Annotated in this window: 12 protein-coding genes; 7 read left to right on the top strand and 5 right to left on the bottom strand. The window is 45.7% G+C overall.

The window, feature by feature from the left end:
• The first annotated feature begins 156 nt into the window (after window positions 1–156).
• The 7 genes from mutM to H8K52_RS17760 all read left to right on the top strand — a co-directional run bounded on the left by mutM (window position 157) and on the right by H8K52_RS17760 (window position 9,081).
• Complete coding sequence (gene mutM / locus H8K52_RS17790) at window positions 157–978, top strand: bifunctional DNA-formamidopyrimidine glycosylase/DNA-(apurinic or apyrimidinic site) lyase (RefSeq protein ID WP_186924261.1); 822 nt, start codon at window positions 157–159, stop codon at window positions 976–978.
• 77 nt (window positions 979–1,055) lie between these two features.
• Window positions 1,056–2,981, top strand: coding sequence for a dynamin family protein (locus H8K52_RS17785; RefSeq protein ID WP_186924260.1), 1,926 nt, complete (start codon window positions 1,056–1,058; stop codon window positions 2,979–2,981).
• A gap of 89 nt (window positions 2,982–3,070) precedes the next feature.
• A complete protein-coding gene (locus tag H8K52_RS17780) occupies window positions 3,071–4,186 on the top strand; it encodes a WD40/YVTN/BNR-like repeat-containing protein (protein WP_186924259.1) in 1,116 nt (371 codons plus the stop codon).
• Between the two features lie 65 nt (window positions 4,187–4,251).
• Window positions 4,252–5,415 (top strand): A/G-specific adenine glycosylase, encoded by a 1,164-nt coding sequence (gene mutY / locus H8K52_RS17775; protein WP_186924258.1) that lies wholly within the window; start codon window positions 4,252–4,254, stop codon window positions 5,413–5,415.
• A 177-nt stretch (window positions 5,416–5,592) separates the two neighbouring features.
• A complete protein-coding gene (locus H8K52_RS17770) occupies window positions 5,593–7,059 on the top strand; it encodes an alpha/beta hydrolase (protein WP_186924257.1) in 1,467 nt (488 codons plus the stop codon).
• Between the two features lies 1 nt (window position 7,060).
• On the top strand, window positions 7,061–7,921 hold the full coding sequence (locus tag H8K52_RS17765; RefSeq protein ID WP_186924256.1) for an ABC transporter ATP-binding protein: 861 nt from the start codon (window positions 7,061–7,063) through the stop codon (window positions 7,919–7,921).
• Window positions 7,918–9,081, top strand: coding sequence for an ABC transporter permease (locus H8K52_RS17760; RefSeq protein WP_186924255.1), 1,164 nt, complete (start codon window positions 7,918–7,920; stop codon window positions 9,079–9,081). The genes H8K52_RS17765 and H8K52_RS17760 overlap by 4 nt, the downstream gene beginning before the upstream one ends.
• A 66-nt stretch (window positions 9,082–9,147) precedes the next feature.
• Here H8K52_RS17760 and rapZ read toward each other — a convergent pair whose 3' ends face one another.
• The 5 genes from rapZ to queF form a co-directional block, all read right to left on the bottom strand.
• Window positions 9,148–10,011 carry an RNase adapter RapZ gene (gene rapZ / locus H8K52_RS17755; protein WP_186924254.1) on the bottom strand — a complete coding sequence of 288 codons (864 nt, stop codon included), beginning with the start codon at window positions 10,009–10,011 and terminating at the stop codon, window positions 9,148–9,150.
• A 6-nt stretch (window positions 10,012–10,017) separates the two neighbouring features.
• Window positions 10,018–10,962, bottom strand: a complete 945-nt coding sequence (hprK, locus tag H8K52_RS17750) for an HPr(Ser) kinase/phosphatase (RefSeq protein WP_186924253.1) — start codon at window positions 10,960–10,962, stop codon at window positions 10,018–10,020.
• Between the two features lie 110 nt (window positions 10,963–11,072).
• Complete coding sequence (locus H8K52_RS17745) at window positions 11,073–11,537, bottom strand: PTS sugar transporter subunit IIA (protein ID WP_186924252.1); 465 nt, start codon at window positions 11,535–11,537, stop codon at window positions 11,073–11,075.
• A gap of 158 nt (window positions 11,538–11,695) precedes the next feature.
• Window positions 11,696–14,338: a sensor domain-containing phosphodiesterase gene (locus H8K52_RS17740; RefSeq protein WP_186924251.1), complete on the bottom strand. Its 2,643-nt coding sequence runs from the start codon at window positions 14,336–14,338 to the stop codon at window positions 11,696–11,698.
• A gap of 228 nt (window positions 14,339–14,566) precedes the next feature.
• Entirely contained in the window at window positions 14,567–15,427 is an 861-nt protein-coding gene (gene queF / locus H8K52_RS17735) for an NADPH-dependent 7-cyano-7-deazaguanine reductase QueF (RefSeq protein ID WP_186924250.1), read from the bottom strand.
• Window positions 15,428–15,516 lie beyond the last annotated feature (89 nt).

The following is a 15,516-nucleotide window of genomic DNA, read 5'->3' as shown; positions in this document are numbered from 1 at the left end:
TAGCTGTCGGTGCATATCACAGGATGCCTGCAAATGATTTTACGCTGAAAAGCCGTTCCTATTGTGTCAACTTGTAAATCACATTTAATGTGATGTGCTTATGATGTGCCTATTTGGGCGCATTAGAAGCGTTAAAAGCCTTCATGAGAAAATTTTATGCCTGAATTACCTGAAGTTGAAGTCACCCGTTTGGGCCTTAGTCCCCATATCGAAGGTCTGCGTGTGACGAATGTGGTATTGCGACGTGATGGCTTGCGTTGGCCATTTCCTGATCATTTACAGCAATTGATCGTTGGGAAGACCATCCTTGCTACCGGGCGCCGTGGTAAATATTTGTTATTGCATTTTGAAAATGGCAGTGTCTTGATTCATCTCGGTATGACGGGTAACTTGCGCATCATGCCGGTCAATACACCCGCCCAAAAACATGATCATGTCGATATTGTGCTCGGCGAACAAATGATACGTCTGACCGATCCACGCCGTTTTGGTGCGCTACTTTGGCATGATAATGCCGATGGCGGTTGGGAAGAACACCTGTTATTGCGGCGTTTAGGCGTCGAGCCACTGACCGATCGATTTACGCCAGAGTTATTATTTCGTGAGAGTCGTCAGCGTCATATGGCTATTAAACAAGTCTTGTTGGCAGGCGATATTGTGGTCGGTGTGGGCAATATTTATGCATCCGAAAGCCTGTTTCGGGCGCGGATTAATCCAAAAATCGCAGCAAATCGCATCAGTCTAAAACGCTATCAGGCATTGACGGTGGCGATCCGGCAAGTATTGACCGAGGCTATTGCAAAGGGCGGAAGCACCTTGAAAGACTTTGTCGGCGCAGATGGAAAAACCGGCTATTTTCAACAGTCTTATTATGTTTATGACCGAGCAGGAGAAGCTTGCCGTGTTTGTCAAGGGACAATTAGACACATCATGCAAGGTCAACGTAGCAGCTTTTATTGTGTAAATTGTCAAAAATGAGCCAGAATGGCATATTGTTGTGTTTCTTGTGAAACTCACGAGTTCACTCGCAGTAAAAGAATAATTTTGAGGATGCTATGAGTAATTTGGTTCAGAATTTTGAAGAGTACAGTGAATGGCGAACTGGTGTCGCGCAAGCCATCGAGAAATATCGGGCTTGGATTGCTGGTTCGGATTTTGCTGACAATATTCTCGACCAACGCGTTTTGCGCCTAAAAGAGCGTCTGATTGACGATAAGTTAACCATTGCTTTTGTCGCCGAATTCTCTCGCGGAAAATCAGAGTTAATCAATGCGATTTTCTTCGCCGATTATGGACAAAGAATTTTGCCATCGTCTGCAGGACGCACCACGATGTGTCCAACCGAATTGCTCTACGACGAAAGTATGCCGCCTTGCATACGTTTGTTACCCATTGAAACGCGCAGCGAAACTTTAAGTACTACCGAATATAAAGGTCACCAGCATATTTGGACCGTCTTGCCATTAGATACCAAGTCTGGTGAAGGTATGTTGGAAGCCTTTAAGCAAGTCAGTTTGACTAAAAAAGTCACTAAAGACGTGGCGAAGTCTTATGGCCTGTACGATGAAGCCGATCCTGACTCGGCTTTGGAAGTCGATGAAGACGGCTTGGTCGAAATTTCACTTTGGCGCCACGCTATTGTTAATTTCCCTCATCCTTTGTTAAAACAAGGTTTGATTATTGTTGATACACCAGGTCTGAATGCGATTGGTACTGAACCCGAATTGACCTTAAATTTGATTCCCAATGCTCATGCCGTATTATTTATTTTGGCGGCGGATACTGGCGTTACCAAGAGCGATATCGAAGTGTGGCGTGACCACATCGGAAGCGGTCCGGGGCGTATGGTAGTGTTAAATAAGATCGATAGCATGTGGGATGAACTGCGGACGCCAGAAGAGATTGAAACGCAGATTCGCAGTCAGGTGTCCTCAGTAGCCCATACCTTGAGTTTGGAAGAAAAACAGATATTCCCAATTTCTGCGCAAAAGGGCTTGGTTGCAAAGATCAATAAAGACGCTCCTTTGTTGGCTAAAAGTCGCCTGCCGAAATTGGAATATGCTCTATCAAAAGAACTAATTCCTTCCAAAAAAGGCATTATTCGCGCGCAATTAGCCAGTGACATTCAAGAAATCACCGATGGACAATATGCGGTGATTACTGCTCGCGGTCGCGGTGTGGGTGAGCAATTGCATGAACTGAAAAGCTTACGCGGTAAAAATCAAAATGTGGTTGAACACATGATGAAGCGGGTCACACTGGAAAAACAAGAATTTGACGCTAGTCTGATGAAGATGCAGGGCACACGTGCGGTATTTACCCGGTTGTCCACCGAGGTATATACCACGCTCGGAATGGAAATGTTAAGGGCAGAAATTAAGACCGCACGTGAAGCGATGGAGGCCAGTAGATTCTCCATGGGCCTAAAAGAAGCCATCAAAGATTTTTTCGGGCAGATCAAAACCAATTTGCAAGCGTCGAACCGTAAGACGGATGAAATTTCCGAAATGATGGCGATCATGTATCGAAAATTTTCGACCGAACATGGTTTGGCTTTGACCGCACCTATGCCTTTTTCGCTCGATAAATATATGCAAGAGGTGAGTGCGATTGAATCGGTCTTTCTGCGACAATTTAGTGCTATTACCTTGATGACGACGTCGCAAAAAGTGTTGATGCAGAAGTTTTTTGACTCGATTTCAGCAAGGGTGAAACAAAGTTTTTCGCAAGCGAATCGTGATGTCGAAGCCTGGCAAAAAGTCGTCATGGCACCGATCGAAGCGCAGATCCGTGAGCATAAAAATCAATTGAAAAACCGCATGCAATCGATACAGCGAATTCATGTGGCGACTGATAGTTTAGAAGAAAAAATTTCGACCTTTGAAGCGATGATGACCGAGGTCGAGGCGCAGAAGAAAACCTTAGAAGACTTGCGTCATAACATTCAGAAGGCATTGGCTTCGGAAGTGACCGCAGTTTAACGCGACCTGGCTTGGTATTGACCTAGTAAATCAAAACGCTGGTAAGAAAACTTATCAGCGTTTTTCTATTTTTAAGAAAGAAGAATGTGATGAAACAGATGACACCCGCATGGCCACACAAAAATCTAATGACTAGCATGTCGATATTTGTATTGTGTAGCAGCGTATCCGTGATGGCTTGCGCGCAAGACGCATGGAAACCAATTGACAGCGGTGTGAAGGTCGAATTACGTGGTTTGTCGGTACTCAATCGCAACGTAGCTTGGGCCAGCGGCGCAAAAGGCACGGTGATCCGTACCGTCGATGGTGAAAACTGGGAAAACGTCTCGATTAGCGCCAAATTGCCAGAAACGATTAGCTTAGATTTTCGTGATATTCAAGGTATTGATAAACAGAACGCAATTGCTATGAGCGCTGGCCCAGGTAAGGCTTCGACGATCTATAAAACCACTGATGGTGGCGCGCATTGGGAGTTGATGATCGTTAACGGTGAAGCGAGCGGATTTTGGGATGCGATTGATTTTTGGGATGCACAAAATGGTGTTGTTTTTGGCGATCCTGTGAACGGGCAATTTCAAGTCTTAATTACCAATGACGGTGGCAAAAGCTGGAAAAACGCTGCACAAGATTTGAATCAATTAGCCGCATTGCCGAATGAAGGTGCTTTTGCTGCTAGCGGAACTTGTGTTTCTGTCGTGGGAACGCAAGACGTCTGGTTTGCAACGGGTGGTGCAGAGAAAACACGCGTGTTCCATTCTGCTGATCGTGGTAAGACTTGGCGTGTTGCCGATACTGCTATTGCCGCTGGAGCACCACCTAAAGGTTTATTCTCGGTGGCATTTGCAGATACGCAATTTGGTTTCGCAGTCGGCGGCGACTATCAAAAAGCCAAAGGTGAAGGACTTAATGCGGTAGTCAGTCAGGATGGTGGATTGTCATGGTCAGCAGCGCCCGCCTTACCCTCAGGTTTTTTATCGGTAGTGATCGCGATACCAGGTCAATCCAGAACGTTTGTCGTCGGCGGTTTAGCCGGATCTGGTGTGACTCGTGATGGCGGAAAGTCTTGGGAGGTATTGGGTGAGACGCCTCTGAATGCGATCGGTTTCGCCGACGCTTTACATGGTTGGGCTGTCGGGCCAAAAGGTTTGGTGATGAAGTATGCGGGTAAGCGTCTCCTTAATACGATGACGCCTGCAAAGCCATAAACCTTGTTCATGTCTGATTTGAATTCTCGCAGTTTCATCAACAAGCATTATCCTAAACAAGCTTCATGAAAAAAAACCTAGAAGTGCGCAATCAGCGTAGCGCACCAGCCGACTCGATTTATTTTGATCCCAGTTTTTCCGCAGAATTAATTGCGTGGCAGAAGCAGCACGGTCGCCATAGTTTGCCGTGGCAGCAAACTGGTGATGCCTACAAAGTCTGGCTGTCTGAAATTATGTTGCAGCAAACACAGGTCACCGCTGTCATTCCTTATTATCAGCGTTTTCTGGAAAAATTCCCTACAGTCGAAGATTTGGCAGCAGCACCAGTCGAAGAGGTGATGGCGTCGTGGGCGGGTTTAGGTTATTACACCCGCGCCCGCAATCTGCATCAATGTGCCAAGCAAGTGGTGGAGAGATATCAGGGACGATTTCCCAGTGATCCAAAGTTACTTCAAGAGCTACCCGGCATAGGGCGCTCAACTGCGGCCGCTGTCGCTGCTTTTTCTTATGGTACGGTCGCAGCGATTTTAGACGGCAACGTGAAGCGCGTGTTTGCCCGCGTGTTTGGTATAGCTGCTTGTCCCGGTACTAAATCGGTAGAAGATGATTTGTGGTTGCGTGCAGAAGCGCTTCTGCCTGCGTCAGATATCACAGCCTATACCCAAGGATTGATGGATCTCGGGGCGACGCTCTGTAGTCGCGGTAAGCCAGATTGCCAGCGTTGCCCATTTCAGGCTAGGTGCATCGCGTTTGCGCAGGGACGAACCGCAGAACTGCCGATACGTAAGCCGAAGACTAAACAGAAAGAAAAACACAGCATCATGCTCGTGCTTGAGCATGATGGTGCAATCTTGTTGGAACAGCGCCCCATTTCTGGCATTTGGGGTGGCTTGGTCTCCCTGCCCGAACTACATGGTATGCGTGAGGGGGCCTTGATGCATGCCGAAGCGCTTGAACCTGTTAATGACGCATTATCGTATCTTGATAGTGCGGAAGCGCAGCGCTTCGTGAGTAACTTTGGCGAATTGAGATCCGCCACGCTGTTAGCGCCTTTCGAGCATGGCTTTACCCATTTTAAATTGCAAATTCATGCCATACATTTCAAATTGTCGAGCAAGATTCCTTTTGCAAGTGATGGGGGATTTGCTTGGACATCATTAGACAATATAGAGCAACTCGCTCTGCCAGCGCCCGTGAAAGCAATATTGCTGAACCTCACCGCTGATTAAGAAAAGCCCCTAATTTATTCGAATTTCATCCGCGGCGATTCGTGTTTCGTCGCGAGTGAGGGGTTTTCATCACATCATGGTTTACTTCGTTTTGTCCGCAAGCCACACTAATGCCATAGATTGTTATGAATGATCTGTTATTTGTTGTTTGAAGAAAACCCAATGAAAGGAGTTATTTTGAATAGGTCTAATCTAATTCGTTTGTTCGGCCTTGCTGCGCTTAGTCTGCCAGCGATTGCGTTAGCCGATACCAAACCTTGTCGCATTGCCAGTTTTCCACAAGAGGTAAAGTGCGCTCAAATTCAACGCCCACTGGATCCGGCTAAACCAGATGGTAAAAAAATTGATGTGCATTATGTGGTGTTGCCATCTAAAGATAGAAATAAATTGCCTGATGCCGTGTTTTTACTCGCTGGTGGCCCAGGCCAAAGTGCAGTAGAAGCCGCTGGATTTGGTGAAACTGTTTTAGGTAAATTGAATCGTCGTCGCGATCTGGTTTTTGTCGATCAACGCGGCACCGGTAAGAGTGCGCCATTGCGCTGTCCTGAGTTGGAAAACAATACCAAAATTCTCGACAAAGATGCGGTATTCAAATTGACCCAGTCATGTATGCAAAGTCTGCAAAAACTGCCTTACGGTGATTTGCAGTTCTTTAGCACCAGTATCGCGGTACAAGATATCGAAGCGATACGTATAGCGCAAAACTATAGCGCGATTAATCTGGTTGGGGCATCTTATGGCACCCGCGTCGGCTTAGAGTATTTGCGTCAATTTCCACAAGCTGTGCGCCGTTTGGTGATTGATGGTGTGGTGCCACCCGATTTAGATTTACTCGCAAGCGATGCCAAACCTGCGCTGGACGGTGTGTTTGCGGATTGTCTAAAAAATGTCCGTTGCAACACCGCATATCCCGATTTAGCTGGCACATGGAAGCGATTGATGAGCGCTGCACCGCGTACTTATACTTTCACGCATTCACGCCTTGGCACTAGCTTGAGCGCAGTCATCGCACCGGATGACATCATCGCTATGGTATTCAAGTCCTTGTATTCGCCGACGATGACCGCCGCTTTACCGTATGCGCTTACCCAAGCGGAACAAGGAAAATTAGATCCTCTATTAACCATGAGTGGTAGCTTTAATCTGCCAGCGCCAGGCGGACTGACTATGGGCATGCATTATTCCGTATGGTGTGGCGAAGCGTATGCAAAGCCGCGCGCTACTAATGCTGATGCGAACGAGTTCACGAAGGTGATGGGGAATATGTATGACAAGATTTGTGCGAACTGGCCACGGGCAAGTATCCCCAAAGAATTTTTTGTCACACCACCATCCAAGTCGCCTGTTTTGTTATTAAGTGGCGGTATTGATCCAGTTACACCGACGCGCAATGGTGATCAAGTTACTAAAGCCTTGGGAAGTAAGGCGCGCCATATTAGTGTTGAGAATGTTGGACATGGTTTGTTAATGCACGGTTGTGTTCGTGACGTTGTCGATAAGTTCCTTGGTGCTAAAACTGATGAGGACGCACTAAAAGTTGATGCGTCTTGTGTCCGTCAAATCCCACGCCCCCTAGTTTGGTTAGCACCAGTGCAGAGCGCAGATAATGCTAACGCTGGTGAAGTCAAGAAAGCAGGAGAATAAGATGATTATTGTCGAAGATTTGCATAAAGAATTTGTCAAATTAGGTAAGCCTAAATTTGGCATAGGCAAGCGTACTGCGGAAAAAGTGAAGGCCGTCAATGGTGTCAGCTTTACTGCACAAGATGGTCAAATTCTTGGCTTGTTGGGCGCCAATGGTGCCGGTAAAACCACCAGTTTGCGGATGGTAGCGTCGATGTTGAAAATGGATAGCGGTGCTATCAAGATCGATGATGTTCAAGTCAAAGAAGGGCAAACTGCATCGCAAGCACGTTTGGGAATTTTGTCGGACGCACGTGGTTTGTATCCGCGCTTGACCGCTCGTGAAAATATTCAGTACTACGGCAAATTGCACGGCATGGACAAGGCAATGATTGCTTCCCGTATTGATCAACTAGCGCATTGGTTAGAAATCCATAATTTGTTAGAGCGCCGCACTGAGGGATTTAGCCAAGGTGAAAGAATGAAGATTGCTTTGGCTCGAGCGCTGATTCATGATCCTAAAAATATCATTTTGGACGAGCCGACTAATGGTTTGGATGTGGTGGCAACACGTGCTTTGCGGGAGTTTTTGCGTTGGTTAAGAAGTCCAGAAGGCGGCGGAAAATGCATCGTGTTCTCTACGCACATCATGCAAGAGGTTGAGCGTTTATGCGATACGGTTGTGATCGTAGCGCAAGGCAGAACAGTGGCGTCGGGGACAGTGGCTGAATTAATGCAGCAGGCAAAGGAGCCTGATTTTGAAGATGCGTTTGTTAAGCTCGCTTTTTTGGATAAGGTCAATCTTCACAATAATCATTCAAACAATAGTTCTAGCAATAGCGCAAGCAACACTTCAACATTGAATCAAGGGAGTCTCGTATGAGAGAGATATTAGCGATTTATTTTAAAGAGATTTCAGATGCCATGCGTGATCGTCGCACCTTGATGATGGTATTGGCTAGCTCACTGTTATTGGTTCCGTTGTTGTTGTTTGTATTTTCTACGGTAATGTCGCAGGTGGAGTCACAAGCGGTGGATCGCAGTGTGTTGGCAGTCAATATGAAAGATGCACCGAGTTTGGAAAATTACATCTTGCGTCAAGGTTATCAGATTAAGCAAGCACCGGCAGATTACGAAGAAAAGTCGCGTAATAAGGAATTGACCAAGCCAGTATTGATCGTCGCAGACAATTTTGAAGAAAATTTAGCGCAGCTGAAAAAGGTGGAATTAGAAATCGCCTATGACACGTCAAATCGTCAAGCAGAAATGGGTTTGCGACCATTGCGTACTTTGCTCAATGGTTATGTGCAAGAACGTTCCGGTTTGGCCTTGATGATGCGAGGTGTTTCGGCTGAGGTATTGCAAGCGGTGGAAGTGAAAGAGCGCCATATCAGTCGCCCAGATGAGCGTCGCGTGACAATTACCGGCATGTTGCCTATGGTTTTAATTATGGCAATCGTGATGGGTGGCATGTTTGCCGCCATTGATAGTACTGCTGGTGAACGTGAACGTGGCTCTTTAGAACCGCTAATGATGAATCCGGTTTCTGGACTACAGTTGGCGATTGGTAAGACGGCAGCGGTCGCTTCGGTCAGTGTATTGATAGTGATCTTGACGGTGAGCAGTTTCTTTCCGGCACAATCGTTGATTGCCAATGAAGCTTTACGTGCCGAGTTTCAGTTTGCTTGGAAAGATGCATTGGCTTTCTTAGTTGTGCTGATTCCTCTCGCTGCAGCATTGTCGGCTTTGCAGGTCGCTTTATCCTTGACTTGTAAAACCTTTAAAGAAGCTAACGTACGTAATCAGTTGCTTAGCTTGGTGGTATCTTTTATGCCGATGTTTTTTCTGCTCAATCCAGGTAAAGAACCGGCGTGGTTAGGATGGGTTCCAATCATGGCGCAAACGCAAATGATGAATCAGGTCTTGAAAGGTGAATTGGTGAGTCTCAACGCGATTGCGATTGCTTTGTCGGTTTGCTGTGTGATTGTTGCTGTTAGCTTGTTGTTTGTTTCACGTAAAATGCGTGAAGTTGTGATGGAATAAATCCGTCAATGATGATGAAAAAAGCCGTTCAATTCATTTTGAACGGCTTTTTTTGCGGCTTAACATTTAATGTGTCTGGCGATGACGAATCAAAACTCGCTCTTTTTGTTGAAAATACTTCGCCAGTTTTTCTACCATATAGACTGAGCGATGCTGTCCGCCAGTGCAGCCAATGCCGATCGTCAAGTAGCTGCGGTTGTCACGTTTAAATGAGGGGAGCCATTTGTCGATGAAAGTTAAAATATCGTCATAAAGCTCTTGCGCCATAGCCTGCGTTTCTAAGAATTCGATCACAGGTTGATCGCGCCCAGTCAAAGGGCGAAGGGCATGATCATAATGGGGGTTAGGTAAGATTCTGACATCAAACACAAAATCGACGTCGAGTGGTACGCCAACTTTGAAGGCAAATGATTCAAACATGAGTATTAGTGAGGCGTGTTCAACCGCGATCTCGTCTCTAATCCAATTACGTAAATGATTAGCACTCAAATTCGATGTGTCGATGACATGTCCAAGAAATTGTAGGGGAGAGAGAAGCTCCCGTTCTTCTTGTATACATTCTGTCAGACTTAAGTTGCAATCAGTGATATGCGTAGCCTGTAAGTGATGTGAAAGTGGATGACTGCGGCGAGTTTCGGAAAAACGGGCAATTAAGGTTTCTGAGTTGGCTGTTAAAAAGAGCACTTTGACTTCATGACCCAGTTGTCGCAATTGTTCAATGGTAGTGGCGACGTTTTGTAATTGATGCGTACTACGTGAGTCGATGGCAATCGCGGCACTTTTGACGCCATCTGTTTCCAGGGTCTTTATTAAATCAATTAATAGATTCGGTGGCAAATTATCTACGCAATAATAACCAGCATCTTCAATAACATTTAATGCCACAGATTTGCCCGAACCCGAAATTCCTGAAATCAATAATATACGCATGATGTTTTATCCCAGCGTTTCGTCCATAGCACGACGCTGTCTTTCCATAAAATCTTCCAAAGTATTGATGCCACGTAATTGCAATATGGTATTGCGCACCGCTGCTTCCAGCAACACCGCGATGTTACGCCCAGCAGCGACAGGAATAACGACTTTTCTGATTTGTAGACCCAGCACATCTTGTGATTGAGAGTCGATCGGTAAGCGTTCGTAATTTTCTTCCAAGGTACTGCGGCGAACTAGGTGGACGATGAGTTTTAAACGCATCTTGCGGCGCACAGCGGTTTCGCCAAATATGGCTTTAATATCGAGCAAGCCTAGTCCACGAACCTCTAACAGATTTTGTAAAATTGGCGGACAGCGGCCTTCTATCATATTGGGTGCAATGCGTGAAAATTCGACCGCATCATCCGCCACGAGGCCATGACTACGGGAAATTAATTCCAGACCAAGCTCGCTTTTGCCTAAACCTGACTCGCCTGTAATTAAGACTCCCACACCAAGCACGTCCATAAACACCCCATGCATAGTCACTTGCGGCGCTAACTTTTTCGATAAATATACCCGTAAATAATCGATCACCTGTGCAGCTGGCAACGGTGTAGAAAACAGGGGGATATTATTGTCGTCACAGACGTTCAAAAAAGTTTGTGGTGACTCTAAACCTTGTGCAACGATTAACGCTGGGGGATGACCTGCAACTAATTCTTTGATCAGGTTTGCCCGTGAGCCTGGGGACAATCGGTGAAAGTAATCAATTTCTTGATGGCCGAGAACTTGAATTCGACCAGGATGAATTAAGTTGAGATGTCCAACTTGATCAGAAGAGGCGGTGGCATCATCTGTGATTTGTTTATCGCTACCAGAGAATCCAGCAAACCAGCCTAATTGCAAGGTATCGCGATTGTCATCAAAAATCTTCTGTATCGTTAATTCTGTGGTCAATGGCATAGGATAGTTCCGTAGCTGATCAAGGGGGAGTGAAGAGTAAGTATAGCGAGGTCATTCTCGATAAAAATCTCTTTACCACATTCGCATTTAGAACACAGCGAAACGATCAATTATAGGCCTTTGGGTTCCCATGTGGTGAGCTGCTCATAGACTAACTTCGCATCTTGTTCCACCTGTAGTGAAGTGCGAAATGCGTCGTCTGACAACATTTCAGCGATCTCTGAGAGGATTTCTAAATGTTGTTGTGTGACATTGTCCGGCATCAAGAGGAAGATCAGCAAATTTACTGCCTGGCCGTCTGGTGACTCAAAAGGAATCGCCTCCTGTAATCGCACAAAAGCAGCGATAGGGTGTTTTAAACCTTTGATGCGACCATGGGGAACCGCTACGCCGTGTCCTAGCCCGGTGGAGCCTAGGCGCTCACGGGCAAATAGATTTTCAGAAACCGTGGAGCGGGCAATGCTGCAATTGTTTTCAAACAGTAAACCTGCTTGTTCAAATGCCCGTTTTTTACTCGATACATCTAAATCTAATAAAACATTTTCTTGGGGCAGAATTTTTGCGATATTTGTCATATGGCGGAAATGGCCTGTGCTTGTTGACGTAAATGTCTTGCAGCTTTTTACATACGATTTGCATGGATTTGATTGCAAATTGTTGTCGCTGTCGAACTTAGTGCGCGATTATAGGCTTCTTTTTGGCGCTGAGCGAATTTCAGCACGGATTTTCCGGTTTACTTCATGTCGCTGTTAGCTTTGTGTCGGTGTTGACTAAGAAGTTGTGTGAACTGTTCCACAGAAATTGGTTTACTGAAATAAAAGCCTTGAACTTCATCGCAGCCGGCATCTTTCAAGAAATCCATTTGTTCTATATTTTCAACACCCTCGGCAGTGACGCTCATACCTAATGCGCTAGACATCGCAATAATCGCTTTGGTAAGCACCACTGAGTCTTGATTTTCTGGGATCTCACGAATGAAAGATCGGTCAATCTTGAGATTGTCGATAGGAAAGCGTTGCAGATACGATAAAGACGAAAAGCCAGTGCCGAAATCATCCAAAGAAATACTGATGCCTAAGGTTTTAATGGCATCAAATACCAAGCTTAGATGCTCGGCCTCGACCATTAATAAACCCTCGGTAATCTCAAGCTGTAAGGCGTGAGCTGGTAAGCCAGAGGCGAGCAAAACTTCCAAAATAAATTGCGGTAATTTGGGGTCCTGAAATTGTTTAGGTGAAATGTTGACGCTGATTTTGAAATCAATTTCAAACTCTTGACGCCATTTCTGTGCTTGTTCACAAGCTTTAGTCAGCACCCATCGCCCCATCGGGACAATCAAACCGATTTCTTCGGCGAAGGGAATAAATTCGTTCGGCGCGATCAGTCCCATATCGGGCATTTGCCAACGAATTAAGGCCTCAGCTCCGACTATGCTGCCATCTATTAGGTTTAATTTGGCTTGATAATAGAGCAGGAATTCATCATCAACCAGGGCACGACGCAAGTTTCTTTCCAAGGTATAACGATGCTGCGCCCGTATCATTAAATCGGAAGTGAAAAATTGGTAATTATTGCGCCCTAGCTCTTTCGCTAAATACATCGCCGAATCGGCACAACGTAAAAGGGTCGGACCATCGGTGCCGTCATGCGGGAATACGCTGATACCAATCGACGTTCCTAGATGGTACTGATGTTGATCGATGACGAAAGGCTCTCGCATTTTAGTCAAAATCCGATCAGCTAATTCTTTCAGATGTTGGGCCGTATCGAACTCTTCCACCACAATCACGAATTCATCACCCCCAAGTCGTGCCAGCATATCGGTCGCACGAATACACGAACTAAGGCGTTTGGCAACATCGCACAGTAAGCCGTCACCCGCAGCATGACCAGCGGTATCATTGACGTTTTTAAAGTGATCTAAATCTAGGAAAATGACTGCAACTTTTTGCTCATAAGTGTGCGCTAGAGCATTGGCTAGCCGTTGTTGTAATTGGTGGCGATTTGGTAAACCTGTTAAAGCGTCGTGGGTCGCGATATATTGCAGCTGACGCTCGGTTTCTCTGACTTCCGTTGTGTCGGTGAACGAAATCAATACCGCTTCGGTTTTACTGCTGCTACGGGCATGATGGATAGGTTGAACATTCACTAATAGCCAAACGGTGGCATTGTCGTGCAACTGCATGCCTATCGATAAATTAGAGATGGCTTCGCCATTTTTCAACACCATCGAGGCCGGATCATCGCCTATTTGAATTTCACTACCATCGTCACGAAAAATCCGTTTGAAATAACGATGGCGACGCCCGGTTGTATCAATATCTTGAATTTTGAGAATACGTTGTGCACTGGGGTTACAAGTGAGAATTTTGCCACCTGGGGCAATCACCATAATGCCTTCGGTCAAATTGTTGACCACAGAGCGATAGCGATCTTCACTGGTCGCTAAGCTATGTTCCATATTCTTTTTATCGATCGCCAATGCAATAACATGCATGGCGTCCATAATCAAAGTTTGCTCATCGTCACTTGGGCGTCTTTGATTGCGATGATATAAATCGACCGTTCCAAGTAAGGCATTGAAAGCCGTTTTAATCGGTACTGACCAGCATGAGCGCATGCCATATTGCAAGGGAATATGGCGGTGAAATTGCCAGAGTTCGCTGGTCTCGATATTGTCAACGATCTTAATTTTTGCCGATTGGATTGCTACACCACATGACCAATTACCCATTGCGATTTCGATGTGGTCCATTTCATTGTGGAATTCGGCTTCCATACTCGGTGCCGCAGCCAACCGTAGTTTTTGGCTTTCCTGATCAAACAACATAATGGTGCACATAGAGCCGTTGTCTAACAGACGCTCCATGCGGTCACACACATCTTGCAAAATCTGTGTGAGTGGATTGTCGAGCGCGATCATTTCCAAAATTTCTTTTTCATGATGCAAGGCTTCATGACTCAAGCTATTTTGTGGTGCTCCCGCAGCGCTTCGTTGAACGTGGAAAGACTTTGCAATAGGCTGTGTTTGTAAATTGCGCAGTCGCAAAATATAGGCCGTGTTGCGCAATACAGGAAAGCTATGTAACCGAACTTCGACGTCCAGAACTTGGGACTGGCGAGTTTTGAGTTGGCAAAATTCCGCGATCGCATTGGGTAGTAAACTACTCCCAGCCTGCAGATGGGTTTTCACTTGATTCGGATGGCTAAACTCTAAAAATGCGGTCCACCGCAGGCCCGCAATTTCATTCAGATTTTTTGCACTGAGTAGGTTAATTCCTAACTGGTTTGCATGGACTATGGTTCCATCAATTAGAACGATGACAGCATCTTGTGCGTGTTGCTCTAAGAGCATTTGCCAATTAACGGAATACATAAGACCAATAATTTAAGTAGAGAAACGAAACAGCCAAGCGAAAATCAACGCGAATAAGCTAAATAAAAAAACAAGTAAATGTACTCTATGCGAACACGCTGAGCAAGCATCAATGCGTAACGATGTCGACTTTTGCTCGCTAGTGTATTGCAGTATAGAACGCATAGAGACAGAAGCGTTGTTTTATCGCAGTGTTATATCGATTTGAAGTAGTGTTCTCTGTTTAAATTATTGACGTGCACTACGCAGATTTGAGGGCATTTTCCCCGTTGAAAAATTGGTGCGCCACGGATTAATGTCGAGGCCGCCACGGCGTGTGTAGCGAGCATACACCGACAGTTTTTGCGGGCGGCAATACTGCATTAGGTCGCAGAATATGCGTTCTACACATTGCTCGTGAAATTCGTTATGGTTTCTAAAGCCAATTAAATATCTCAGAAGGGCTTCTTGATCGATAGGTGCACCAACATAGGTAATTTGTACACTGGCCCAATCCGGTTGTCCCGTGACCAAACAATTGGATTTGAGTAAATGCGAGACCAAGGTTTCCTCGACCGCCGATTGGCTGTGATCCGCGCTTAAAATTGTTGGCATCGGTGAATACTGGTCAACTTCAATATCCAATCGATCGAGTAATAAACCGTCTAATTCTCGAAATGCGGCTTTGCCAAAATGTTCTTGCGGCGTGATGGTAATTTGTACCGGAGCGCCGAAGCCATTGGATAAATCGGTTTGTAATAAACTCAACAAGGCTTCCGCACCCGCTAATTTGGTCTGATTAAACGAGTTCAGATACAGTTTGAAAGATTTCGACTCGACGATATTCGGAGAATCGGCTGGTGCGAATACACTGACAATAGCGACCTGCGGTTTGCCACGCATATTTAGCCACGAGACTTCGTAGGCGTTCCAAAGATCCATGCCGAAAAACGGTAAATTGATTGCCTTACCATCGACAATTTTCAAACCAATTTCGGCGCGTTTTTCGGCGCGTGGAATTGGAAAAATTAAACTGGGGTCATACTGCGTTTGATATGCCGACGTTTTGCCTAGTTGTGATTGTTCAGGTGAATTATTGGAAGTGCTCATAGTGCGTGTTTTTCCATCAAAAAATATGGCTGGATGATGAACATTGCGTCATCAAGTTGAGGCAGTCATGTAGGGCGGGTGCAACCCGC

The sequence above is a fragment of the Affinundibacterium seohonense genome (assembly GCF_014284305.1).
Lineage (GTDB): Bacteria > Pseudomonadota > Gammaproteobacteria > Burkholderiales > Burkholderiaceae_D > Undibacterium > Undibacterium seohonense.
The sequence above is the reverse complement of the archived record's forward strand: the minus strand, read 5'-3'. Positions and strand labels throughout refer to the sequence as shown.

Excerpts from the sequence above, each read along its gene's own strand:
- H8K52_RS17780 (WP_186924259.1), top strand. The coding sequence starts at position 3,071 with ATGAAACAGATGACACCCGCATGGCCACACAAAAATCTAATGACTAGC.
- H8K52_RS17765 (WP_186924256.1), top strand. The coding sequence starts at position 7,061 with ATGATTATTGTCGAAGATTTGCATAAAGAATTTGTCAAATTAGGTAAG.
- mutM (WP_186924261.1), top strand. The coding sequence starts at position 157 with ATGCCTGAATTACCTGAAGTTGAAGTCACCCGTTTGGGCCTTAGTCCC.
- H8K52_RS17760 (WP_186924255.1), top strand. The coding sequence starts at position 7,918 with ATGAGAGAGATATTAGCGATTTATTTTAAAGAGATTTCAGATGCCATG.
- rapZ (WP_186924254.1), bottom strand. The coding sequence starts at position 10,011 with ATGCGTATATTATTGATTTCAGGAATTTCGGGTTCGGGCAAATCTGTG.
- H8K52_RS17740 (WP_186924251.1), bottom strand. The coding sequence starts at position 14,338 with ATGTATTCCGTTAATTGGCAAATGCTCTTAGAGCAACACGCACAAGAT.
- hprK (WP_186924253.1), bottom strand. The coding sequence starts at position 10,962 with ATGCCATTGACCACAGAATTAACGATACAGAAGATTTTTGATGACAAT.
- H8K52_RS17745 (WP_186924252.1), bottom strand. The coding sequence starts at position 11,537 with ATGACAAATATCGCAAAAATTCTGCCCCAAGAAAATGTTTTATTAGAT.
- mutY (WP_186924258.1), top strand. The coding sequence starts at position 4,252 with ATGAAAAAAAACCTAGAAGTGCGCAATCAGCGTAGCGCACCAGCCGAC.
- H8K52_RS17785 (WP_186924260.1), top strand. The coding sequence starts at position 1,056 with ATGAGTAATTTGGTTCAGAATTTTGAAGAGTACAGTGAATGGCGAACT.
- queF (WP_186924250.1), bottom strand. The coding sequence starts at position 15,427 with ATGAGCACTTCCAATAATTCACCTGAACAATCACAACTAGGCAAAACG.